The 25,705-nt window shown below is 39.1% G+C and carries 21 protein-coding genes; 10 read left to right on the top strand and 11 right to left on the bottom strand.

Annotated elements, in window-relative coordinates:
* Window positions 1-43 precede the first annotated feature (43 nt).
* The 10 genes from HGR01_RS22275 to HGR01_RS22230 all read right to left on the bottom strand — a co-directional run bounded on the left by HGR01_RS22275 (window position 44) and on the right by HGR01_RS22230 (window position 10,260).
* Window positions 44-1,084 (bottom strand): hypothetical protein, encoded by a 1,041-nt coding sequence (locus tag HGR01_RS22275; protein ID WP_045871506.1) that lies wholly within the window; start codon window positions 1,082-1,084, stop codon window positions 44-46.
* Between the two features lie 68 nt (window positions 1,085-1,152).
* The gene (locus HGR01_RS22270) at window positions 1,153-1,764 is read right to left on the bottom strand and encodes a hypothetical protein (protein WP_045871507.1); all 612 of its coding nucleotides are present in this window, start codon (window positions 1,762-1,764) and stop codon (window positions 1,153-1,155) included.
* Window positions 1,739-1,918, bottom strand: coding sequence for a hypothetical protein (locus HGR01_RS22265; RefSeq protein WP_045871508.1), 180 nt, complete (start codon window positions 1,916-1,918; stop codon window positions 1,739-1,741). The genes HGR01_RS22270 and HGR01_RS22265 overlap by 26 nt, the downstream gene beginning before the upstream one ends.
* On the bottom strand, window positions 1,908-2,639 hold the full coding sequence (locus tag HGR01_RS22260; RefSeq protein WP_045871509.1) for a hypothetical protein: 732 nt from the start codon (window positions 2,637-2,639) through the stop codon (window positions 1,908-1,910). The genes HGR01_RS22265 and HGR01_RS22260 overlap by 11 nt, the downstream gene beginning before the upstream one ends.
* On the bottom strand, window positions 2,630-3,139 hold the full coding sequence (locus HGR01_RS22255) for a hypothetical protein (protein ID WP_045871510.1): 510 nt from the start codon (window positions 3,137-3,139) through the stop codon (window positions 2,630-2,632). The genes HGR01_RS22260 and HGR01_RS22255 overlap by 10 nt, the downstream gene beginning before the upstream one ends.
* 445 nt (window positions 3,140-3,584) lie before the next feature.
* On the bottom strand, window positions 3,585-3,851 hold the full coding sequence (locus HGR01_RS22250) for a helix-turn-helix domain-containing protein (protein WP_096621733.1): 267 nt from the start codon (window positions 3,849-3,851) through the stop codon (window positions 3,585-3,587).
* Between the two features lie 184 nt (window positions 3,852-4,035).
* Window positions 4,036-5,454, bottom strand: coding sequence for an iron uptake porin (locus tag HGR01_RS22245; RefSeq protein ID WP_228045624.1), 1,419 nt, complete (start codon window positions 5,452-5,454; stop codon window positions 4,036-4,038).
* Window positions 5,444-6,835, bottom strand: a complete 1,392-nt coding sequence (locus HGR01_RS22240) for a Tn3 family transposase (protein WP_052335248.1) — start codon at window positions 6,833-6,835, stop codon at window positions 5,444-5,446. The genes HGR01_RS22245 and HGR01_RS22240 overlap by 11 nt, the downstream gene beginning before the upstream one ends.
* A gap of 298 nt (window positions 6,836-7,133) precedes the next feature.
* The gene (locus HGR01_RS22235) at window positions 7,134-8,783 is read right to left on the bottom strand and encodes an IS1634 family transposase (protein WP_081584055.1); all 1,650 of its coding nucleotides are present in this window, start codon (window positions 8,781-8,783) and stop codon (window positions 7,134-7,136) included.
* Between the two features lie 169 nt (window positions 8,784-8,952).
* A complete protein-coding gene (locus HGR01_RS22230) occupies window positions 8,953-10,260 on the bottom strand; it encodes an NF041680 family putative transposase (protein WP_045868498.1) in 1,308 nt (435 codons plus the stop codon).
* 221 nt (window positions 10,261-10,481) lie between these two features.
* Here HGR01_RS22230 and HGR01_RS22225 point away from each other — a divergent pair, with 221 nt between their 5' ends.
* From HGR01_RS22225 to dpdA, 3 genes are all read left to right on the top strand, one after another.
* Window positions 10,482-11,363 (top strand): hypothetical protein, encoded by an 882-nt coding sequence (locus tag HGR01_RS22225; protein ID WP_194007787.1) that lies wholly within the window; start codon window positions 10,482-10,484, stop codon window positions 11,361-11,363.
* Window positions 11,364-11,496: 133 nt separating this feature from the next.
* Complete coding sequence (dnaB, locus tag HGR01_RS22220; RefSeq protein ID WP_045871512.1) at window positions 11,497-12,867, top strand: replicative DNA helicase; 1,371 nt, start codon at window positions 11,497-11,499, stop codon at window positions 12,865-12,867.
* Between the two features lie 258 nt (window positions 12,868-13,125).
* The gene (gene dpdA, locus HGR01_RS22215; protein ID WP_096621729.1) at window positions 13,126-14,943 is read left to right on the top strand and encodes a tRNA-guanine transglycosylase DpdA; all 1,818 of its coding nucleotides are present in this window, start codon (window positions 13,126-13,128) and stop codon (window positions 14,941-14,943) included.
* Here the strand turns inward: dpdA and HGR01_RS22210 are convergent.
* The gene (locus HGR01_RS22210) at window positions 14,895-15,779 is read right to left on the bottom strand and encodes a hypothetical protein (RefSeq protein WP_045871515.1); all 885 of its coding nucleotides are present in this window, start codon (window positions 15,777-15,779) and stop codon (window positions 14,895-14,897) included. The two genes, dpdA and HGR01_RS22210, sit on opposite strands and share 49 nt — an antisense overlap.
* Before the next feature lie 113 nt (window positions 15,780-15,892).
* On the opposite strand from HGR01_RS22210, the gene HGR01_RS22205 reads away from it, so the two are divergent.
* The 7 genes from HGR01_RS22205 to HGR01_RS22175 all read left to right on the top strand — a co-directional run bounded on the left by HGR01_RS22205 (window position 15,893) and on the right by HGR01_RS22175 (window position 25,695).
* Complete coding sequence (locus tag HGR01_RS22205; RefSeq protein ID WP_045871516.1) at window positions 15,893-16,453, top strand: hypothetical protein; 561 nt, start codon at window positions 15,893-15,895, stop codon at window positions 16,451-16,453.
* Window positions 16,454-16,574: 121 nt separating this feature from the next.
* Complete coding sequence (locus HGR01_RS22200; protein ID WP_045871517.1) at window positions 16,575-16,805, top strand: hypothetical protein; 231 nt, start codon at window positions 16,575-16,577, stop codon at window positions 16,803-16,805.
* 3 nt (window positions 16,806-16,808) lie between these two features.
* On the top strand, window positions 16,809-19,607 hold the full coding sequence (gene dpdE, locus HGR01_RS22195) for a protein DpdE (protein WP_228045408.1): 2,799 nt from the start codon (window positions 16,809-16,811) through the stop codon (window positions 19,605-19,607).
* The gene (gene dpdF / locus HGR01_RS22190; protein ID WP_096621725.1) at window positions 19,604-21,304 is read left to right on the top strand and encodes a protein DpdF; all 1,701 of its coding nucleotides are present in this window, start codon (window positions 19,604-19,606) and stop codon (window positions 21,302-21,304) included. Before dpdE ends, dpdF begins: the two co-directional genes overlap by 4 nt.
* Window positions 21,288-21,908: a protein DpdG gene (gene dpdG, locus HGR01_RS22185; protein ID WP_155539354.1), complete on the top strand. Its 621-nt coding sequence runs from the start codon at window positions 21,288-21,290 to the stop codon at window positions 21,906-21,908. The genes dpdF and dpdG overlap by 17 nt, the downstream gene beginning before the upstream one ends.
* Window positions 21,905-25,000: a protein DpdH gene (gene dpdH, locus HGR01_RS22180; protein ID WP_045871519.1), complete on the top strand. Its 3,096-nt coding sequence runs from the start codon at window positions 21,905-21,907 to the stop codon at window positions 24,998-25,000. The genes dpdG and dpdH overlap by 4 nt, the downstream gene beginning before the upstream one ends.
* Window positions 24,991-25,695: a hypothetical protein gene (locus HGR01_RS22175; RefSeq protein WP_045871520.1), complete on the top strand. Its 705-nt coding sequence runs from the start codon at window positions 24,991-24,993 to the stop codon at window positions 25,693-25,695. Before dpdH ends, HGR01_RS22175 begins: the two co-directional genes overlap by 10 nt.
* Window positions 25,696-25,705: the final 10 nt, after the last annotated feature.

Below are 25,705 nucleotides of genomic sequence, written 5' to 3'. Positions count from 1 at the left end.
GTTATGTCTTCACTTGTTATCATGGGTTTTCCCGCTACATTGATTAGGCGATCGCAACCACCTTTATCCCTTGCTTGGTGGCAACAATAGCTTGGAAAGATTTGTAGTCAAACACCAAAGTATTAACTACTGCATCCACGTCATAGGTTTTTATTATTTCCCCTGTCTGAGCTGACAGCACTGCCAGAATTTGCCCTACACCACACAATAGCCTGTTGTTATCTAACCAAACGATATTACTTTGCCAAGGATTTAATCCATCATGGTCATGGTACAACCGAAAGAATTGACCCCACATTTTCGCCCGATATTGCTCCGATTTGTCCCAGTCTTGATCGAGCAGTTCCTGCGTTTTCGGGGATAAAGTGCTTAGTATCGAGCGTTCAAGCCGAAAACTTAATAAATCAACACCTTGATATCGATATGCAGTATAAGCCAGACGCTGACCATCTGGGCTAAAACTCAAGCCACCACGATGACAACGCACACCACCTGAATATTCACCCAAATAGGTCAATTTATCCTCAAGGATACTGTCAATTCTGTAAAATTGATGGGACTCATCCATGTCTACAGAATTAACAATGAGAAACTGCATTTGTGGATCGATGGCAAAAGCAGCATTATAATCTCGCCAACGACGCAACCAACGAATTTGCTCACCGCTTTCTAAATTAACTAGATAAATATCCCCCCAACCCTCACCAACCAATAAATAGCCCTGGCAAGGTGTTAATCCCAACCAGGAAATATGAGTACATTTACTATGTCCATGATACTCATCCTCCTCGGAATTCTCCTCATAGGGTGCATGGGGTAAGTCAACTCGTTGCAAAACGGAAAAATCATCCCAGCGACGAATCTCTATCCCATGCTCTAAGGAAACATTACTGGGGGCGATCGCAAACCTGTCTTTATCAGGTAACAAAACAATACTTGGTACTGATTCAAAATCATAGGGTAACTCAATTTGTCCAATTATCCGGGGTTGTTGGGAAATATCCCACTTCATCAAAGAATGGGGGTATATTGGTGCGATCGCCTGTTTCCTTACCCCGTCGTAAATTAGTGCTTTGCAATCCATGTAGCTTGCCCTCCTAGCCATCGCCATTAATTTTGAATTTTGAATTTTGAATTTTGAATTTTGAATTGTTAAGACTCCCCTTGTTCTGCCCGAAAAAGCCGGAGAAAGCCCCCATCAAACCATTCCCCATAGTGAAATCGCAGTTCCCCGGATAGTAGCATCTGACCTCGACAGTAGAGAAAGTAGGTTTCTTTGGGGAAATAACTTCGCAAAGGGAGCAATCCTTTTTTCAACGCTGCGCGATCGCCATTTTGCCATAATCTTGCTAAGTGAGACGCTACACAATTCAAGAAAAAATCAGCTTGGGGTAAGGAAGAATCTGTTCCTAAAGTTACCAACTCATCCTCTCGTCCTCTCCAATCGACAGACATTTCCCAATCTTCAACCGGAGGTAAGCAGGATGTCTGCGAAGCCCAGATAACTAACTCTAGGTATGTCGGCTCATTCACGTTGGTAAATAAGGTATTCGCATTTATCGGCATTGTAATTTCTAAAACCGTCAACAAGCCGATCTCATTGTGATATACACTTCCTGTCACCAGTTGATATTGCTTCCCATCGGCTTCAAAGGGAATTGTATACGGGTACTGCAATTTTGCTTTTTGAAAATGCTGTAAGCAAAGCTGATGAAAGTCAGGTTGAGGTAGTGGTGGATCAAAAAACATCCAAATGATGGGCATGATGTGCCAAAAACTGAATCAGGAGCGAATCGTCATATTTAGTTATAGCTTTGCGACTGTGGCGACCAGAGAATAACACACCTGAATCGCTTTGTGCGATCGCTAGTGTATACCCATCAATTAGAACAAAAGTTTTTCCATGCTTATCTCTCATCCAGCAATTCTCGTTTTCTCTCTAAAACAATTGCGGGACAATTTTCAATAAACAGCTTCAACCTAGCCTCGGATAAACCCATGAAATATCCTTTGAAAAGAAGGTACGGACTTTGCTGAGAATTCAAAATTGAGATAGATTTTTCAATTTCATAAATCTCATTATTTAAAAAATTGAGATGCATTTGTAACCATTGCTTCGGTGTATAGCGTTCCATCACAACATAGGTCAACAACGGTTGTAAGCAGATTTGAATTTTCACTTCATGTCCTTCTTGCGTCAGAAACAACCCGTAAGTCTCTTGCTCTGGAGGATACAACCCAATTCGCAATAGTCCAGGGAGCGCGTTAATCTTCAGGAGATAGGGTAACTCGACTGCATCAGATTGCTTTCCTGTTGACAGAAATTGACTAACGAAATCAGGCGGTGACTGGTGCCATAACTGGGTAGAATTATGTTGCATGATTTCATCAATTGTCATCCAGCAGTCGCGCTCGGCACAATCCCAACACCCTCCATTTCCCACCTCTAGCAAAAAAGCAGCATAGGCGAATGGTAGCTGAATTTCCAATGCTTTTAGAATCGCCATTGAGCCAAGCGGTGGATTTAAGTCTATTGCCAAACACATTCCATCTGGATCGAGGTATTTCAAGCGATCTAACGCGAAACGAATCTCCCTAGCAACTTCAATCATTGCAGTTTGATGGGCGGTTAAATGCATAGCTCTAACCCAGAGACTTGCTCCAAAAACACAGTAGCAAAGGATTCACAACGAGGCATGATTTTTGGAAGTTCAGCCCGTAGCAGGGAAATCGCCGCATCAACATCCTCACAATCACAGTATAAGTGTTCTAGATGATACCCTAGTACAGCTTCAGGTATTTCCGTACTCCCACAGCAGTTGTGAGCAACCCAAGCGATGAAAGATTTTGTTGCGCGATCGCAAAGTGACTCCTGCGGAGTATCGCATTCGATATCCAACAAATAAGCTCGAATAAAAAATTCCTCTGAGTAGCCAAGGGCAATTGGAAGCGTTTCAATCAACCCTTGTTTGATGCACACTTTAGCACCTTTAGTGGCAATTTCCAGTAAATCATCAGCAGGTTTTTCAATCGCCAGAATCTGAGCATCAGCCCAAGCGATGAGGTTCTGCTCGGAAACAATGCCAATACTCCAAAGGGTGAGTGCGATCTCTAAAGGACTTGGATTTTCTACTGACATACTCCTCACATCTTCCAAGCAAAAATGGTGAGATTAAATACTCAGCATAAAGCTAAAAGTAGTAATTTAGTGTTAAAAGCAAACAAAGGTACTGTAGCTATATCGCCCAGATGTTTGATTTTGCTGTATGTATACGTAAATGTGCAAGATATTAAGTTAACCTAAATTAGAATTTATATGTTCTCAAAACTAAGATGGCGATACTCCTACCCTGCGGGAAGCTAACGCAACGGAGTCACTTCGTGAACGCGTAGCGGCTCCCCTGGAGCATCGCTGCTTTTCATATTTCCCTTGGTGGTGGTTGGAATTTATTTTTTACAACCGACTCCCCCTGCATCTTGCGAAAGCCTGAAAAAATTTGGAGCGATGGCGGCAGCCACTCCTTTCAGGAGTATCGAGCGTTCCTGTTTTTAACTCTTCGGAGAGTCCTGCGATCGCAAGCTCGTTAATTTTGCGTTTTGCACAATAGTGCTTTTTTAATTTTTAATAATTCATCTAGCCCACCTGACCTATACTTTTGTATCCACCTTGTTACCGTTGAAGTATCTTTCGCCAAGCGTTTTCCAATGTCTTGCTGCTCCTGAACCTGACCACTTTTTATCCACCACAGCATCATAAGTTTGTCTTTCTGGTTCCCTACGTTGACTGTTTGTAGACGTTTTTTAAGTTCTTCTTCGCTCTCTGCGATTTCAATCTTAAAAGGGCGGCTCATGGTTATTTTAATTTACCGAGTTTGCTTTCTCCATTATATGCAGCTTCATATTAAATTGGTATTAAAGTGTTTTTATTTGCTGAACTAGCCTATTGATCCTTATCTACGCAATCACAGATTAGCTTGAGTTTTCACATTGCGATCGCCTCTATCATTAGAGAAGCGATCGCATCAGCAGATGGGTTTAGAAAGTAAAGGTAGTACGCACTACTCCCACATATATATTGGGGTTACTGCTGTTACCTTCAGGATTAAAGATGGATATCAATCCTGGGGTAATAGCAATGTTGTCATTCACCTTATATCTATAGAATGCCTCTAAATGATAGGTGACATCATCGTCTCGGCGGCGATTAGCACCACTAACAAATTGATTGCTAGCAACGTAAGGTGGCGCACCAAACACAATCCCACCAAAGTTTCCTTTCTTTCCCAAATCGGGAAAGCCTAGCTGAACCGCCCAGTTCCAAATCTCTGCATCACTTCTAGCAACGGCTGTATTTTCAGCCTTGGCATTGGTATAGCCTCCCCAAGCTGTCAGGGTAAACTTTGGACTGAATTTATAGTTAGCAGTCAAACTATAGTTATTCACAGAAGTGCGCGCACCGTTGAATGGGTTATTGGCAAAACCAGTGCCAGTTGTACCAGAGACTCCACTACCATCAGTGTAATAAGCATTGACATAAGTAAAAGCCAAACTCAATGGAGAGATGGGCTGAAAAGTCACTTGACCTAATGCGGAGTAAGCACCATTAAAAAGACCTCTACCATTATTAGGATCGTTACCAACACCAGATGGTACAACGTAGCCAGCAGTGAGAGTTAAAGCACTGTTGAACTTGTGATTAACGATGATACCTGGCCCTTCTGCTGCCCGATAAATGGGGTTATAACGTCCAAAACGAGATAACGCACCTGAACCACTAGCATCAAAGTTGCGGCTGAGGGGAGGTACTTCATCAATATATTCCAACCCTTCAGTAGCTATAGCGGCCATCGTAGAGTTACCTATGGGGAAACGGTAATACAGAGCTGAGATGCTAACATTGTTGGATTCATTGCCATCAAATCCTAAACGAGTTTGGTTAGTACCAGTCACACCTGTGTTAAATGAAGTAATGTTTCTCCCTTGTAACCTCACTCTGAGGCGGTCTTTACCAGTAAAGCTGGCATCAAAATTCAAGCGAACGCGATCGGCTAAAATTGCATTTTCATTAAGTCCTTGTCTGGTATTACCAGCATTTTGAGCATCGGTATTGATTGCTCTATCAGAGCCAAACACACTAGCTAAGGCAAAAATTGCTTCTCCTCGCAGTGTCGTAGTTGTCGAGAATTGCTGTGATTCTAATGTTGCGGTACGAGCTTCTAGAGCATCAACTCGACCCCGTACAGTTTGCAGTTCAGCTGTATATTCTTCTTGTAGCTTTTGCAATGTTGCGAGGTCTTCTTTGTTGACTAAATCAGCTGTACTCGTCGTTATCAGTTGATTTATCTGATTCAAACAAGCATTTAAACCAGCTGCAAACTCATAACGGTATTGAGCCGAGATACGTGTAAAAACCTGCAAGATGGTCTGGAAACCTTTGATATATCTAAGTTTCAAAGATTTCTGGTGGCAGATCAATAGCAGCTTCCAATGGTTGGGGAATATTATGTAAATTCACCACATAATCACCGTATCTTTTGATATGTCTTGTGATGTATGGACTCATTGCTGCAAGGTGTCGCATAGGAATCAATTCTCCCTGTGACATTAACGTTTGGATAGCCAACGACATATCAACCGTATTCTGCAAAATAACTGCGCTTGCTACCAAATCAAGATACTTCAGCCGCTTTTCCTGCTCAATAGGATCATTTTCAGTAATCGCTCCCAGCTTACCGAAGAATACCCAGTCCAGAAAGGCATTGTACATCTCCACAATATTGGTTATCGCTGTAATCTCATGGCGAAGAGCCACATTAGAAACATAGTCGAGTAAAAACATAGTCCGTACTACCTTACCCAACTCAAGAAAAGCTTGATAAAGTCGATTTTTCTTACTATAACTACCCAACTTACGTAGAAGCGTCGAGGGCATCACCTTACCTGCCTTAATTGACAGTACTACACGTATCATGTCATACCAATGAGTCTTGATTAAATTCCAATTGACCACGCCCTTAAACAACGGTTCAATATGCTTGTAGGTAACATCTACGCTGGGGCGAACAAAAGTTAAATCCTTCCAGTTACGGATACGTGGCATCAATTTGATACCAAGAAGGTAGGAAATAGCAAACACAGGCCCAGATTGACCTTGAGTATCTGCGTGCAAAGTATCCGGTTGAATATCTGAGAGATTTTTCAACAACCCATCCAAAATATAGACAGCCTCCCACACACCACAGGTGATAAAGTGGGTAAACAAAGCAATATATTTATCAGAGACATGGTGATAAGCAATACCACCATAACCACCGTAGCGGATGTGATACTCACTGTGTAAATTATTCTCGTATATCTCAAACTTGCTTCCGTCAGCAGCAGCCTTTTTCCCTGTACCCCAGCAAGATGGTAAACTAAACCGATTGTACGTATTGATAATATCCCGAATTGCCGCTTCAATTTTGGCAGCACTAATATGGCGACGGTTTGTATAAGAAATCATGTGAGAAGTCACTGCACCTTGGGAATGACGAGCCATCTGATTTGGGCCAAGATTACAGCCATAGCTAAACGTAGTAAAAATATAACGTTCAGCAGGCTCAGATATTTTGGGTTCGCTTCCTGAAAACAGACCAAAATGCCTTGTCCAGTTCAACCAATGCTCAACATTACAAAGGATTTCTAAGATACTACGTTCCGGCATTAAAGCCCGAATTTTTGATTCTAATTCTTCCACTTCATGCGTTTGAGCTAGGGATGGAATTCTTTTAAGTACAGGTTCTCCATCTTTATTGATAGTGAATTGTTTCCTTCCTTCCGTACCCAGCACTGTCACAATCGGTTATTACTGAGGTTGATTCATCAATAGAGAATAAAAGAACACATTAAATGAGCAAAAAAGATATTTTAAGAAGTTTTAGAGGCATTTATACTATTCTCAATAAGAAGCAATAAAAAATTCAAGCAATTTGAGTAACTGATAATCATCAAATATTATGATTTTCATTAAATTATTAATCAAAACTTATATAAAGGGAAAACTAAGTAAAAAATCAGCATAATAATTTAGGACTAAGAATGAAAGAGCGATAGTCCATTTAAACATACTTGCACCCTGAAGAATCTAGATAAAATTAAGTTATGCAGGTGTAGTAACGGCGGCAATCTTCTGGTAACAATGTCAGAATAAAATTTCTCTCGCTCGTTAAATTAGAAATATCTGTGTCCTGGTTTAAGGTCACAAGATGAATTGATTCAAAGCATTGAAATATCCACCTTAATGTGGGGTTATTTATCGATTTACCTAATTGATTTTTAATAGTTGATTTTGACGCTGATAAAGCTGCCCTTATTTGTCTTTGTGCAAGTGTATAGACTAGTAAACATAACCCCATTATCATTGCCAATGCCTCTATTCTTTCGCTTGCTTTAAGGAAAATACTATCTGTAAAAAATAATGGGTCTTTCAAAAAACCAAATCCTCTTTCACATGATTGCTGTGCTTTGTATTCTCTAATCATTTGAGCATTATCAAGTTGCTTTGATTCTAAGACATTTGTGGCAATAATAAACCGCCCAGCACTTTTGGTTTCGAGAGCAATTGCATTTTCGTTTTGTGAGACAGTTGCTGAAATTTGATAATATTTGTCTATCCTTTCATCTTTGGCATCGGGTGTTTTTTCAGTGATTTCAATCTTGTCTATTTGATGGTGTTTAAATTGTTTAGATATTTTTGATAATGCCTTCATGGCATCAGATGAACATGCAAACTTCTCTTGTGACAAGGTTTTTAACTTGGCTTTGGAACTAGAGAGAGATTTTTCAATAGTTTGTGATAATTTATGTAAGTCTGATTTTCTTCTAGCATGACTTTGTACTACTAACCATCTTTGCGCTATGCCTGCGTAGCTGACTTTTTTTTCAACATATGAATATCCATCTAGTTCACTTTTAATGAATTCTGATTCTGCTAAGGTTGTGACTAAAGATTTTGCTGATTTTAGAGTTAAAGGCACTCGAGACAACCACTTAATATTAGACATTAATTTGATATTTTCTTCTGTATATAATGCACAATCTGCCACCATCAAACTATCGACTTTTATTTGATTGAGATATTCCACGGCAATTGCTCCAAAACATGCTGAGTCAGCTTGGTTTCCGGATGCTGCTTTCAAAAATATTGGTATATCTCCGTCTCCGGAGCATACCAATTCCATAATAAATTGTTTTAAATCTGGTCTATGGTCACGAGAATAACCATATGTAATTTTTATAGCCTCCGGTGATTTTGTCTCTGATTCTTCGGGAAACTGAATATCACCAATTCTTGGAAATATCACCTGTGGTAAACTAGTTTTATATTCTCCATGTAGATGGAATGATGATGAGTCTAAATGCGATGACCCTAAAGATATTTCAAATTTTTTCACCACATTTAAACTAATTGCTAAAAATATTGTATCTAGACCTTTTATAAATAATTTATCCATCACTCTGCCGAGTTTATCGTCGTTCAGATATTCTGGTTTGACTCCGGCTCCAATTAAATGCTCGCAAGCTATCGATTCAAAAAACTTTGGAAACATATATAATGGTTTTGAAACCATCCCCAATCCATTTAAAATCATTGCTTTTACTACATGTCCAGCACTAACTTTTTCTCCGGCTTCTGACCCTATTAAATTATTAATTATTGACACCAAACCAATTGAGTCTACGATTCCTGCCACTATACCCAAATGGTCAATATTCTTGATTTCAATATCTTTGATATTCAACATGATTAGAAAGTACCCAAAACCATATCAATTAAAATTTTCACATTTTTTGACAGCCTTTGTGGGATAAATTTCAGTTGCTTATACATTTGAGTTTAGACTAGACAGCAACAAATGACCCAGCAGTGCTGAGTTCATAAAACACAACCTTCAAGAATGAAGATATTTGAGATTAAGCAGATTTTTGTTCCTCTTTGCGTGGTTTAGAAGCAGTCTTTTTAACAATTGGATATCGTATTTTCCGGTTACGGGCTTTACCTGGTGTCCACCCAAGGGACTTTCCACGAGGTTTGGGTGGAGAGGTAGGAGTACCAATCGCGGCGAAAACTCCACCCATAGCTTGAGCAACTCGTCCCGGGGTCAATTTATCTATTGACTTCTGCCAGGGAAGAGGATGATCAGCAACGATATCACGAGCTAACCATAACTCCCAAGTGATTAACGGCATTAAGTCACTCCAATGTTCACATTGTTCTGGAGTACTGAATTTTGGTACTGTCCAATGTAAGCGTTGCTTAAGAAAACGATACCAATGGTCAATTGTGAATCGGCGCAAGTACAATCGCCAAACTTCATCCAATGGTGGCATTTGTTCCCCAGCCCAAGCCAACCACAAAGGTCTTAATACTCTCAAATTGCCATCAAGATCAAGACGTTCCACCCTCAGTAGCGTCATTGGGCGTGCAGCAGCTTTGCGAAAATGCAAATCTTCCCACAGACTGACTTTAACTCGTCCCAATTTTGGGTCATTTACTTCCAGCACAGATGCCACTTCGCCCCAGGTTGAGGGTTCATTGAGTTTAAATTGAGCACCATGCTTGCGAGGACGACCCTTGCCAGAGTAAGCGGGTGGTGCGCCCCATAGACACAGATTTGAACGTAGTCTAACTAAGATATCGGCTTTTATACTAGCTGTCTTTAATACGAAAGGCGCACAACCATATTCACTGTCCCAAAGCGAAATTGGTCGAACAGACATTGATTCACATACCTTTTTGAGTTGTTCAACTGCTTTCTCAATCGGATTGTCCCAACTGGTAATCCGTTCATGCCTCAGCGGTAGTGCCCAACTTCCTGAATCCTCTGGTATCCAAGCTATAGTACTATATCCCTGCCCAATCGTAATCGGTTTATTTCCCGCGATCGCTGTGCTACTGTGTTCTATTGTCCGTTCTTTGAGTGTCACCGCATCTGGGCGTGACCAAGCTGTATGATCTCCTGCCAACAATATGCGTTTTTCTGTTGGTATTTGCTTGATATATAACTCCATTAATTTCTCGCGGTCTGGTTTGGTATCTTGTATCGCTTCATAGATACTCGGCCATTTGCGTCTAAACACTGGCGATAACGATAAATCTGCCAGACTGTAGACATTACGGGTCAACAGTATCGCATCTGTTAGTTCAAATGTTGCATCATGTGCTTTGCTTAGATGCGTATAGGCGGCTTGACGAAATTCTTCGAGTCTGGCACGTTTCATATTGGCAGATAAGAGTAGGTGATTCTCTCTTAGCTTCTGCCGAAAGGGGGACTGTCTTCAATCAGACATCCCCTTTTTCTCTTTCATCTCTTCCATTTAGTCTAAACTCCAGGAACTATGACACAGCCAAATTCAAAAAATCAAGGACGTTTTTACCCACTTCAGCATGAAGAGTGGCTGAAAGCCTACGGTGAATTCACACCAGCACAAAGGGACTAGCGATGTCAAACCAAACTCAACTTACGGTAGTCCCTGATTGCCCAATGCTTGGTATCGAATTAGATGGTTTCTACCAAACTCCTAACTCAATGGCTATTAAAGCTATTCGCGGCAAGTTAACTGCTGCTGACTGGTCACTATGGTCTTATCTACAAATGATTGAGCCTTTCGGCGATCGCATGGTAGAACTACCAAGAATTCTAGAAATTGCAGAAGCAATCGGTGTCAGTGAAAGACAGGTTAAACGTTCTCTGGCAAAACTTGAAGATTTAGAACTTTACCGATGGGAACCCGTAGTAATTCGTGGACAGAATTTAGCAGGTAAGCAAGCCAAAGAACTACGTCAAAAGAAAAAAGCAAATCAATCGGAAAGTAAACCTAAATTTTCCGGTGAGAGAAAAATGACAGAATTGTCCGGAGTTGGACAAGATTGTCCGGAGTTGGACAGTCCAGAATCTAAAAGTAAACCTAAATTTTCTCGTGAGAGAAAAATGACAGAATTGTCCGGAGTTGGACAGAATTGTCCAAATCAAGAGCTAGAACCCTTGTACAGTAATGGTTCTAGATCCCCTCAGATCTCTCAGACTTATACAGAATTTATTCAGACTCTCTCAGAAGACGAGCGAGCGAATTTTTTGGAATTTTGTGAGGAAAAAACTAAAAATCTTAGCTACCCAGTTAACGACATAGAAGCTTGGTTGGCTCATCAAAATAAAGCTGGACAAAATCGCTGGGAAGTTTATTACAAGAAATTTCTGGCTTGGCAACAAGCAAAAGCCAAAAAATCTCAAAGCAGTCGCAGCAGCCAAATGATGAAAAAGTTTCAACAGGAAATCGAACAACAACATCAGCAAGCTATGGAAACCTATAAGGAGAAAGTATGATCGCTCCCAATGTTCTTGAAATGGAACAAGCCAGCTTGGTTTGGATAATGTCAAACCCAGAAGCAATCAGCATAGTGAGCTTCAACCTCCCTACAAAAGCTTTGTCCTGTGAATTGAAAATCTCAAGTTGCTTATGGCGAAAGAACTAAGTTTTCAAGGGCCAGCTGACCGCCTGCCACCCCAAAACATCGAGGCAGAAGAGGCCATTTTGGGCGGGATTATGCTAGACCCAGAAGCAATCAGCAGGATTTGCGATCGCTTAATTCCAGAAGCCTTTTACATCAGCGCCCACAAAGATATTTACCAAGCTGCGCTGCGGCTCTTGAGTCAATCTTTACCCACAGATTTACTCTCAGTCACCAGTTGGCTGGCTGACCAAAATTTACTTGAGCGTATTGGTGGGAGAAATAAATTAGCCACCCTTGTAGACCGCACAGTGTCAGCCGTTAACATCGATGCCTTAGCTGTTTTGGTGATGGACAAGTATCTGCGGCGGCAGTTAATTAAAGCGGGTAATGAAATTGTGCATCTGGGTTATGAGACTGAAAAAGAGTTACCAATTGTCCTAGATCAGGCAGAGCAAAAGGTTTTTCAACTATCTAATCAAACTATTACGAACAATACTGAACACAACAGCACGATTAATATTGCTGCTTACGAGGAATTAGATTCAGATAATCCCATATACCCCACAGGACTTCATGAGCTTGATAATTTAATGCTGGGATTTGAAGACGGTACACTCACCATAGTTGGGGGTAGGCCATCAATAGGGAAATCTTTCATCGCGCTGTTCCTGGCGTTCCAGATGATACTGCTCCACGACTTACCTGTGGCTATCTTCTCGCTGGAGATGACAAAAAAGCAATTGGAGTACAGACTGTGGAGTTTAATTAGTGTTACCAATGCCTACAAGCATTTAGACTTGATCCCACTAAAGAGCGATCGCATCCGCAGACATCGTTCAGGTAATCAACCTTTAGAGGGCTGGGAATTCACCAGTATTGCCAAAATTGTTGGTATTGCCTCAGAATTACCGCTTTATATGAATGACTCAAGAGGCATTACTGTTTCTGGAATTGCTTCCGAATGTCGTCAGATAAAAGCCAAAGAAGGAAAGTTGGGATTGGTTGTAGTCGATTACCTACAAATGATGGCAGAAGACTCAGGGGGTAATCGCAGTTATGAACTAGGAGATGTCGCCAGGGGACTTTACAAAATGGCTGGTGATTTAAATGTTCCTGTGTTAGCGCTTTCTCAAATTTCTAGGGGAGTAGAGGGTAGGCAAAATAAGCGTCCTATGATGAGTGACCTCAGCCAGTCGGGAATTTTAGAGATGGTTGCTGATAATATCATCTTGGCTTACCGAGATGAGTACTACAACCCAGACACAGAAGACCAAGGAATTCTAGAACTTATCATGGCTAAATCTCGCCACGGCGATACAGGCACAGCAACAGTGTTTTTTGACAAATCATATGGAATTATCCGGAATTTAGGGTGATGAAAGCTGTTCACAGGCAATCGCTTGCTCTGAGGCAAGCTGAATGCAGAAATACAAAGTACAGTAAAGCGTTATTGGTCAAATGCGTCGGTAGCGTAGACGCTTTTAGCGGCTTGTTGCAGACATCGCCTATCCCAAAGAAGCACCTTGAAAGATTAAGAAAATTCAATTACATGAGGCTGTATTTGTCGTGGCTTGTAAAGTCTGATATGCAGCTAAAGGTTGCAGTGTCAGAAACTCCTAATTCTTAGGTAGAGTATGAAGATAACTAAATCACCCTTAACAAAAACCTTGGTTTCAACTAGCACAATTTCACGCCTTCGCACACTAATTATTACTTCTTGTACTGGGAAAAAGCTTCATAACCCAACAAATCAGCTAACAATAGAAGATTTTAAAGACACAAAGAGATTAAGAGAACGCACACAATCACTTTCAGAATTCTCTTGTTCAGCCTGTCAGATGTACACAGGGCTGCAACATCTACGGCTAATGGAGGGGGTGGATATCCTGAGATCGCGCTTTGGAAAAGAAGTGGTAGATGTAAAAATCATCTCAGCAGGTTATGGACTAATCCCTGAAGACAAAGTTATTGTCCCCTATTCCGTTACTTTCAACTCAATGAAAAGTGATGAAATTTCTTCGTGGGCGAATTTTATCGGAATACATAAAGATTTTCAGGAAACAGTTATTGGGTATGATTTAGTATTTGTCTTATTAGGAGATAAATATCTAAGGGCTTTAAACTTACCAGTTGAAACTCATCCCAAACAGACTTTTATTATTTTAGCTTCTAATAAAAGTAGAAACCTTGTATTTTTAGAAGATACCAATTTTGAATTGTTAACGTTTTCTAATGCAGATGCATCACGATTTGGCTGTGCTTTAGTTGGACTAAAAGGACAATTACTTAAGTTAATTGCTAGTGAAAGTAGACGAGAACCTAACTTATTATCAGAGCTATATAACAACCCCAAAATTTTAGAGAAAGTCCTAAATAATCAACCTCAACAGTTAGAACTTCCTTTAGAAATTACTTCGACTACATCAAAAAAAACAAATATTAATAAGAAATCTCAAAAACAAAAAAAAACAATAGCAAACTTAGATGAGTTTTTGAAGTTACCGAGAGCAATTAATACGCATTTGATAATGAAATATTTCATTCCCGAATGGGATGATAAGGTAGATAATGGATATAACTTTTTACTAGATGAAGCTACTAAAAATCGGAGTGCATATAAAGATGATATATATGCTCATGAGATATATTCAGAGCCTAATTATGACGGAATTCTGGTTTCAAAAGTAGTTGTTGATAAGATAAAAAATAAAAGAGCAGATATAGAGAAATTAGGAGGTATCCGTAACTTTGTAAGATTCCCAGGTGAAATTATGGGAGATTGCGGAGCTTTTGGATATATTAAGCTTGAAATACCTCCTTATAATACTGTAGAAATTCTAGATTATTATGAAAAATTACAATTTAATTATGGAGTAAGTATTGACCATTTAATTGTAGGGCCATTTGCCGAGCCTGGAGTTAGAGAGAAGCGCTACGACTTAACTTTACGAAATGCAGAAGAGTTTATATCTAAACATCATAAAATTGGATATAATTTTACTCCTATTGGTGTAGCTCAAGGTTGGAATCCTCAAACTTATGCTGATGCAGTAAAAAAACTGGTTGAAATGGGATATGACTATATTGCTATAGGGGGAGTTGCCAGGACACCAACTATAGAAATTTTAGAAATTTTGAAAGAAGTTTATCAACATTTAACACCGAACACCAGATTACATTTATTTGGAGTAGGGCGTATTGATGCTCTTCCTTATTTCCGCCATTTGGGAATAACCAGTTTTGATTCAGCAAGTCCATTACGTAAAGCTTGGTTTGATGCAGTAGAAAACTATCATACTTTAAGTGGTAAAGCTTATGCTGCTGTGCGTATTCCTTTTATAGATAAGCAGTCACCACGAATTAAGCATTTATTCAAAAGCGGTTTTACGAGTAATTATTTTGACTATTTAAACCATGATGGTGGTAATAAAAACACAGCACCATTAGGGTGAACGTTAATACTACTTGAGTAATGATTAAGCCACTCATTAAATATAAATGCTATCTCTGGAGATTCATTATATTTGCAATGAGTCATAGCTAAACTTTGAGTGAGATGATTGTGAGCGTTACGACCATCAAAACGACTATCTGTACCATCTAGAGTTACATAAAGCTCTACTGTCATTTCTACTCTGTTCATATAACTAAGGTTAGTAATATGAGGGTTAAATACAGATGGAATAGCTATGTAAGCGCAGAATTTTGATGGTGCAAAACTTTTTGAGTATGGATCAAAAACAAAGTAAGTAATTGTGCGCTTACCCCATAATTTTTTTCCTTGAAGGGTTTCTAAATCATTATTCCATTGGCGAAGGTTAAGCATGACATCCATCATGTCACCTGCGAAATGAATGCGACGAGATAAAGCAGTCAAAATGGTTGCCGAAATAGACATCGCACGTTCAATTTCAGGTTCGACTGCAAGACCAAGGTTTGTTAGGCTTTTCAGGTTCAAATGATTGAGACGCTGAATTTCTTCTTTAGCTATCTGTGGGAATAGTACCGTTTGAAAGGCACTCATACCTATATGACGCATCAATAAAATAGTATTTGCTGCTAAATTCCTCCGCCCACGAGCCACATGAGAACTCACCATACTAATAAAGCTGTCAGTTTCTTGTTGTGGCTTAAATAAGTGAGCAGTAGCAAATTTAGCATGGTTAGCCACCGGATCTGCTCTGCTAATCTCGAACTCAATCCATAGCCGCCTTGAACCATCTTGACGTTCTAGCAGAACATCTACACGAGGAGCATAGCCTAATAAATTTGTCAGATTCTTGGGCAATATAGCACTCTCATGACGACATACCCATCCAGGGTAAGATCGTCGGATAAACTCTTGCTGAAGGTAAGATGTTAGTACACCCATAATTCAAAAATTTCAAACTATTGAGAGTTATGAATGAATCGAAACCAATCGATTTTATAGAACTTCTGCTGAATGATGAAGTTGGAACATCAGTTTGGAACTGGGTAAAAAAAGACCAGCGTTCTGAGCATTATTTTATTCCAGTTGTTACAGATAATAACCGTCTAACTACTGATTACTCTCCAATGTTTCTATTTAAAATGAAACCTGGAGAGAGTTGGGGACTTGGTGAAAGAGTGCAAATTCAATTAAAAGCAGGAATTTTCAAATATCAAGGAGTAGTAGCAGTATATTTATTATTTTTATTTCCTGGTATTGACTTTATACATGAAGTTTGGATTAACCATTACACAAATTTAGAAAATACTTTTTCACCTTTGTTTCAACTACAGCAAATGAAGCAGATTAGTTTACTTTTATATGAGATTTATGACCAACCAGAGCGGGTTATCAAAATAGCGAATAATCTTGATTGGGCTAGACTAATTGCTAATATACAAACAGCTTCTCCCTGGACAGATGTTCAATTTGACGCTGCTAAAACAGCAGCGCCTCCATCTTATTTTCTCTGGAATCTTAAAAGCTCATAAGCCATAAAACTTTTAGCAATTAAACTACACAGAAATCATAACGTGCATTCATTAATGCTTGTATACAAGCTTATATGTTTAATAGAATAATAACAGAGTAGTTTCACCAGAGTCAAAAACCTTGCCACAACCAGTACGAGTTCCAGATGAAATCTACGCAATTTTGCAGCAGATCAAGTTTTCTCTTGATCCTGAGTACATGAAAGCTGCGCCAAGCATACAAGATATGGTAAACGTTGCTTTGAAACGATTTATTGAAGACTGGGAACACCCTGATAGTCAAACTCAGCTACTAAACGATCTTCTAGAACAGCGTCAGATAGCACGATCGCGCATGGGAAACACTAGGTAATAGTTGTCCGGCGTTTACTGCTATCTACTGGTGGATGAAGTTGGACTCGGAAAAACCATCGAAGCTGGCGCGATTCTTCGTCAATACCTATTGGATGAACCTTCTGGATATGCGGTAGTGTTAGTTCCGCAATATCTACTTCAACAATGGCAGCAAGAATTAGAAAATAAGTTTTACATCTCCCACTTTCCCAAGCGGGTGGAAGTGCTGGCGGTTGAGGATATTCACAAAATCAACCCAAAAGCGAATATTGGCTTGGTAATTTTAGATGAAGCACAGCACATCGCAGCGATGGCGACCTCTAGCTATGCAGCAGTGCGCCAGCGTTTTGATACTTGTAAACATCTTGCCCATAAAAGCGATCGCCTGCTTCTATTATCGGCTACTCCGGTTCTCAACCACGAGCAAGATTTTCTCGCTATGCTACATCTGCTCGATCCGACAACTTATCAACTTAATGACTTAGCAGGTTTTCGTGAAAGGGTAGTAAAACGCCAAGAGATTGGTCGAATTCTGCTGTCATTTAAAGAAGGTGCAAACCCCTTCGTTCTGAAAACTAATCTCAAAAATCTCCGCAACCTGTTTGCTCAAGATGAGTATTTACTTGAATTGGCAGACCATCTAGAAAATAGTTTACAAGCAAAGACTGGGGATACAGTTGAAATTGTCAGGGCAATTCGTACCCATATTAGCGATACCTACAGACTTCATAGAAGGATGCTTCGCAATCGTCGTGCTTCCGTAGAAGATGTGATTTTTGACCGTAATATTACACTGAGAGCCGAATACGATTTAGATGAGCGATCGCCTGACATCCACGAACTAATTGAGGAGTGGCGTGAAGTAGCTCCTGATGACAAACAATATCACCATATTTTTCTCTTGCTATTTCGTGCTTCTGGTACTTGGCTGGGTATTTTAAAACAAGTAATTCAAGCACGTTTAAACGGTGTATCTACTGCGGAAGTAATTCAGGAGTTTGGGGCTGATAGCGTTCATACCCTGACCGAAACTCCTAAATTTGCTGGGGAAGCAGAGGTATTGCAAAGTTTGCTGCGAATTTTAGAACAACCGTCAGAGGATGGCGATCGCCTGGAATTACTCAAGACAGTAATTCTCTATCAACTCTGCGAACCTTTAAAATTACAATCCTTGAAATTCAACCTCCCTAAATTGCTTGCAGAGGTTCAACAACGGCTAAAAAGACCGATACCGGGAGACAGTCTGGCAAAAATTGTTATATTTACCAGTTTTGTACAAACTTGCGCCGAAATTGTCCGTTACTTGAGCGATCATTTTGGTGAGGAGACTGTTGTCAGTCATCAAGCTGGACAAACTCGCTCTCAAGTAGAGAAGAACTTAAATAGGTTTAAAACAGACCCCAAATGCTTTATTTTAGTTTGCGACTCCTCCGGTGAAGAAGGTCGTAACTTACAATTTACTAACTACATGATATGTTTTGACTTGCCTTGGTCGCCAAATCGCCTAGAACAAAGAATTGGTAGGATAGACCGGATTGGTCGTTTATTGAAAGTTGAGTTTACAGTATTTGCTGGCGTAGACTTACCCGATAGTCTCCATGATGCATGGTATCGCTTATTGAAAGAAGGGTTTAATATCTTTGGGCAATCTATTGCCAGTCTCCAATTTTATGTTGATGAAAAGTTACCTATATTAGCAGAAGTTCTCTTTAAAATGGGTGCAAATGGTTTATTAGAAAATATAGAAGTAATTCAAAAAGAAATTGAGCAAGAACAAGTAAAAATTAGCGAACAAAATGCCCTTGATGAAATTGATGCTCTAGATGATAACGCTACCCAATATTTTCAAGCTTTAGACGATTATGATGCTCGTCATCAAGAAATCCAGCAAGTAACTGAAGATTGGATTTGTGATGCGTTGAGATTTCAGCCAATTACTAATCCTAATTTGTCGGCACTAATGCGTTATAAACCTACCGGAAATACATTAATTCCAGCAAATGATTTGAGGAGCAATTTTGCAGGAGTTTTAGAAGAATTTGGGACTTTTAACCGTAGGGTAGCAAATCAACAGTCTGGTATGAAACTCTATCGCATTGGTGAAAAATTTGTAGACGCACTATCATCTTATATTCATTGGGACGATCGGGGTCAAGCTTTTGCTATGTGGCGAGTTGCAGAAACTTGGGATTCTGGGGAAGGTGAAGAGTGGTATGGTTTCCGATTTAATTACGTTATTGAAACAAATTTAACAAATTACAAAGAAACTAATACAAAATCTAAAATTTTGCAAAGACGTGTCGATGGGTTATTTCCGCCAATTGTAGAAAGTGTATTTATTGATGCCAGATATGAACCAATGTGTGCTGTTGAAGATGAGACTCTATTAAATATCCTGAAACGGCCTTATAAAGGCAAAGGAAGTAAATGCCGAGATTACAACTTAGCTAAAAGTCGTTTATCTATTCTTGATAACTTTATAGATGCGAGCAATTGGCCAGAATTTTGCTATCAGGCGCGTAGTAAGTCTTTAGAATTACTCAGTCAACGTCCCGATTTTATTGCATTATGTGAAGATAGCGCCACCCGTGCTGAACAAAAATTAGGTAAGAGACTAGAGCAATTGCGCCTGCGTCTCAACAGACTTATGAACCAAGAGCGAATTTCCGACTTGGTACTGGAGCAAGAACTCAATCACGAAATAGCATTAAATCAAATAATTATCGAAGGAATTCGCCATCCTAGCATTCGCCTAGATTCTGTTGGCTTTATTATCGTTTCTGGGCGAACTCCAGTGCAATCCCAGGAGGATGATTTATGAATGATTCATTCTCAGCACTTCGGGAAATTCTCAAAACAGGTAAAATTTCTGAAGATATTAGTAATGTTTCAGAACCTTGTCATCGGCGCTTATTGGATGCGCTGCAAAACTCGCCTGGGTCTGGGGATATTGTTAGCCTAGTGCGTCATGTGTTGCGACGCGAGGATGCAAAACAGGGTGGAAGTTCTCCAACTTATCTCCAAATACCTCGAAAACCGCCTTTTCTCGATAGCACTATTTGGGAGCAGGCTAGCATAACCGTATATGGTGAAGAAGAAGAATACTATCTCATCAGCGCCCGTCCTTGGCAACCGGAATGGCTTGACCTTGCTGACCAATACCCCCCGGATACTCCCTTACTTGATGAAAAACCTCGACGGAATTATAAACCAGTTGCAGGCGACCCGTTTTTGCAACTCGTAGATTTAAACACATATCGCAGTATCGGACAGCGCGAAGCAATTCGTGCAGTTTTGACTGCTCCTGATAATTCAACTTTAATTATTAACTTACCTACGGGTGCGGGAAAAAGCCTTTGCGCTCAACTACCTGCATTGCTGAACTCCAGAAACAATAATGGTGTCAGCGTGGTAGTTGTCCCGACTACTGCGTTAGCTATTGACCAAGAACGGGCATTGAAATCTTTTGTACACCATGCCACAGCGTATTATAGCGATGATACTGTGGAGGGTAAAGAAAGAAGAGAAGGGATACGCGATCGCATTCGCGCCGGAACTCAAAGAATAATTTTTACCTCTCCTGAAAGTTTAATGGATTCTCTGGCACCTGCTCTGTATGAAGCAGCCAAGCGGGGAATATTAAGGTATTTTATTATCGATGAAGCGCACATGGTAGAGCAATGGGGAGATGATTTTCGTCCCGCATTTCAAGAAATTCCTGGTTTGCGAAGAGATTTATTGCGTCTTAGCTCTTTTAATACTTTATTGCTAACAGCAACATTAACAGAATCCTGTTTAGACACCCTGGAAACATTATTTGGTCAAGATTTACAAGTTATATCTGCCGTACAGTTGCGACCAGAGCCTGCTTATTGGTTTCAGCGATGTGAGAATGAAGAAGTTAGAAAACAAAGACTACTTGAGGCAGTTTCTCATCTTCCTCGCCCGTTAATTATTTACGGTACTAAAGTTAAAGATGTCGAGGATTGGAGACGAGAATTAACCCGCGCTGGGTTTAACAGAACTGACATAATGACAGGTAAATCTACCTCTCAACAAAGGTTACAACTTATTGAAAAATTGCGTGCAGGAAAGATTGATATAGTTGTTGCTACTTCTGCTTTTGGATTAGGTATAGACCAAGCAGATGTCAGAGCAGTAATTCACGTTTGTATTCCCGAAACTATTGACCGTTTCTATCAAGAAGTTGGACGCGGAGGAAGAGACGGTAAAGCATCATTATCGCTCACATTATATACAACGGAAGACTTCAACATTGCTCATGGTTTAAACGAAAAATCGACAATTACTATCGAGAGAGGATTGCAGCGTTGGCAAAGTATGTTTGCAAAAAAAGAAGCTTTAAAAAACGGCAGATATCGCGTACCTATTGATAATCCTCCGTCTTTGCTAGAAAAAGATATTGATATGCAAAGTGACAAAAATAGGGCTTGGAATATCCGCACTTTGACGCTGATTAACCGAGCAAATCTAATTGAAATTGACTCAGCAGAATAGGCTATTACCTGATACGTTCACTTATCTATTTTTTGCAACTGATAACGAAGATGAAGAAGACTTTGGTCGAGTTTGTGCTTGGTATTTAGCACAGGATATTTATGATGCACCAGGGACTTGGGAAGAAGTGGAAAAGCGAGTTAGCGAACAAAAAGTAGGCAATTTTTTGAAAATGTCAAGCAGTCGTCTCTTTGTTCAAATGGATGACTGGATGCGCTACCTAGGTTTTGCATGGGGTCATACTTTAGGAGGAAAACCTGTAACAGTTCCAGATCCAACTGCTTATATTAAAAGAAATCTCAAACATTTGTTTAATGAAGAACAAGAAATTACAATCCAAGATTTTATTAGTAGATTAGCAAAACAATGTCCTTTATTTGAAACTGGGAAGTTTAGAGAAGAAGTAGAAGCCAAAATTGGCGCACGGGAAACTAACTTTCTTTCTACAAGTACAGCTTTTGCCTTATTTAGACTTCAAGATGAGGGTGATATTCAGCTTGAGAGACAATCTGATTCATCCTTTATGATTTTACCAAAAGCTAATAACCAAGTTGATAATAATGGGCGAATTTCTCATATTATTTGGAAAGGATACAAATCATGACTTTTGAAAAATTCATCTGTTGGAAGCTGGATATGATTCGTCAGGTGATGAATGTAGAAGCAACCCAAACTGCAAATCATTTGTTTTTGGCTACACATCATCCGATTGCAATGTATCGCCAGGACTCTATAAAGGCATTATCGAAGAGCGAATACAATGAATCGCAGTTTCTTCATGATTTTTTAGCTGAAAAAGATTTTGCTTTTGTACCCGTTTTAGGTGAATCAGGTACTGGAAAATCTCACCTGATTCGTTGGTTGCAAGCTAATATAAAATCAACTGATAAACGAAAGGTACTGCTAATTCCCAGAATTGGGACAAATTTAAAAGATATCATTGAAAAAATTTTAAATGTTGCGGAATTTGAGGTAGATAAATTAGATGAGTACCGTAAACGTTTAAATCAATCGAGTCGTACTTTTACAGATAAAGGTGCAAGAGAACAATTATTAAATAATTTAGCTTTTCAAGTTGGCGTTAACGGACAACATACACGGGCTAAACTTGCTGATGAAGAAACCCAGGAACATCTAATCGAAAAATTACCTGCTTTACTATATGATGATTTCTTTCGAGAACATTTATTAAGAGATGGAAAAATTATTCATCGCTTGGTGATTCATACACTTGGATATCAATATACTATTGAAGATATTAACGAACGTCGGGAGTTTTCTGTTGAGGATTTACCTCTTAATTTTCAAGATGTTAAAAAAGCTGGAGAAAAGGCTAAAGAATTTTATTGGTTCTTAACAGGTAATGAGGATATCCAGAAGCAAACTGTGACTTGGTTAAACTCTCATTTAGATGAAGCTATCACCCAAGTTTTGAATTTTGGTCGAGAAGACTTGCAACAATTAATGCGCGAAGTTCGTGAGACATTGGCAGAAAAAAATATTGAATTAGTACTTTTAATTGAAGATTTTGCTAAATTGCAAGGTATTGATAGAGAAGTTCTCGAAGCCGTTTTAGCAAAACCACAGCAAGGTGACAATAAGCCATTATGTGCTATGCGTACAGCTTTAGCTTGTACTACAGGTTACTTTAAAAACTTGATTGATACAGTGCAACAGCGCGTTACTTTCAGCGTCAATCTTAATATTGATACAATTGGTGAACAATCTTTAATTACTCAGAATGATATTCAGGTATTTGTTGCGAGATATTTGAATGCTGTTCGTTTAGAAGAAAGGGAAATTGAAAATTGGGCAAATTCTCAAAATAGAGATGAACTACTAAGTGCTTGTAGCGAATGCGAACATTCCCAAGCTTGTCATACAGGATTTGGTCATGTTCAGGGAATGGGTCTTTATCCTTTCAATTCTAAAGCGTTGGTACAGATGTTTAGTAGAGTAAATCCAGGTGAATTTAATCCCCGAATATTAATCAGAGATGTTTTGAAACACACTCTAGAAAATTCTATTGATGATATTAAAAATGGAACTTTCCCTTCAGTTACTTTAGGAAAATACTTTGGTAACATGAAATTAAGTACTACTGTAAAGTTAGATATTCAATCCAAAGATCCACAAAACTCAAAGCGCCGCGAGGTATTTTTAGACCTGTGGGATGATAGTAATGAACTTTGTAATTTATCTCCAGAAGTTCATACTGCTTTTAATTTACCTCTGCTTGATGTCAAGACTAAACCGAAAGAAATTCCGCCGGTTATACCCGAAAATCGTCGAGTACCACCAAGGGTTGTAGAACCTTCAGGGGATTATCAGATTGATACTTCGCTACAAGAAAAGCTGGAAGAACTCAACAGTTGGAATAATCAAGGACAACTCTCAGATACGCTTGCACAACATATTCGTCAGTTACTTTTCCCCGCTATTATCGAAAAAATCGAATGGGATACGGAAATGCTGCTGAAGGGTAGTTTCATCGGTAGTGGTGGTAAGTTACTTAAGCAAGAAAATCTCATTTTCCATAACCCAAAGAAACTTAAGAGAACACGTTATTCTGGAATTATTGTATCGCTGCCTCTTAACCCAGATGATGATAAGGAATTTACAGAAACTGTATACGTAATTCAAGGTATATTAAAGTACAATAAATTCGGTAACTGGAAGTTTGAAAATGGCGATCGCTATTTTCGTATGTACGCCAAGTATCTAGAACGCTGGAGTCAGTACGTCATCGAAAAAATTCGCCTTTATCCCCGCGAGTCTGGTGAACCTTGGAACCCTGTACCTGCTGCGGTGGAATTGTTAGCGATTAGTGCCACAATGGCAGGGTATCCTACTAATACGCTCGAAAATTTGATTAATTCTTTGTTTATCGACTTAGATAAAAACGATGATACGACTCGTGCATCTAGTTGGAAAAAGCTGTTTGATACTTTTACTCTCAAGAGAAACCGAGAAGCATTATTAGATATTGTTAAAAGTCGAATTGCTTGTACAAAAGGTAGTAATTCAACATTTCAAATTATTGATGCAATTCAAATTATTGAGCCTTTAGAAAAAGTACGTAAAACTTGGCAGCCTCAACAGCAAATTCCTGAAGATGTCAGCGATAAGTTTCCAGAGTTGCAAAAGGTACGTCAACAAGTCGATGAATTCTTAGAGAAAGCTATCCAAGAAGAGTACGAACGAAATTTAAATAAGTACCAGGATTTCATCTCAGACTTGGGAGAGGATGTTAAAAAAAATGACGTGATTAAAGCTATCAATTCAGCTTTAGAAAACGCGCAAGATGCAGCTGTATTCCGTGGTAGAAAAAGCTATGATGAAATGATACAAATTTTAAATCAATTCAGAAATGGTACTGCAATTTCCAAATATTTAGAAATAAGTAAGCAGGCACAGATAGAGAAAAATGATTCCGAAAGTAACTCAGGTAAAATACTCCAGTATCTAAGTAAAGACTATCAAAAATTAAGTAAGGTAATTATAGACTCTCAAGAATTCCTCGATAACACTAATAATTTTCTAGATGCTTCGATTCTTGAAGCAAAAAGTCGTATTGCAGAATTAGAAAAATCTGAAGGTGCAACAGTAGAATCAAGTTTTCAAGAAATTTGTGAGGGGTTAGCCAACTTACGGAATTTAATGAATGAAATTAAGGGGGATACAAAATGCTCTTAGAAAAATCACAGGAACTAATAGAGTTATCTCAACGTAAAAAATCTCTGCAAAATTTTGCAGCTAATCTTCAAATTATTCAAACTAGGCAAAAGCAAATAACTGATGCTGTTGTAACCATTCAGCCACTTGTGGAAGCATTAAAAGCTTTTCGCCAAAGGGGTATTAACAATATTGATTTAACTCATAAAGCAGAGTCAGTATTAAATTTCATTCTCAATGCTGAGGATAATTTACAAAAAAATTCTGATTGGATTCTTGATAATAAAAATTTTAAAGGTAGCTTTTTAAAGTCAAATATAGATAGTCTAAAAACTACGCTAGAACAGCAACTGAGCGAAGCATGGAAAAGCTACCGCGACCAACAAATGCCTAGCACTAAGAATGAAATACTCAATTTACTAGCTAAAGTAGAAGCTTTTAAACATACAGTTCTGCAAATTCAGATTATAGATGGAGAAATAAAAAACGTTACTTATCCCAAAAATAATGCTGAATTTGCGATATATGAACGTAAAATTGAACAATTAAAATATTATTGGAATACTCTCAGTTCTGATGAAGTCCCGGAAGCGGTATTGCATTTCCTGCGAGCAGCAGCCAATCAAGGAGCATCTTTAAATCTTTTAACTCCAGAAGTTCAAGATTGGATTAATCAACATGGCATTTCTGATTCTTTAAAAATTCGCTTGATTTAAGAGAAGGTAG

Origin of the sequence: Tolypothrix sp. PCC 7712 (genome assembly GCF_025860405.1) — a bacterium.
GTDB lineage: Bacteria > Cyanobacteriota > Cyanobacteriia > Cyanobacteriales > Nostocaceae > Aulosira > Aulosira diplosiphon.
The sequence above is the reverse complement of the archived record's forward strand: the minus strand, read 5'-3'. Positions and strand labels throughout refer to the sequence as shown.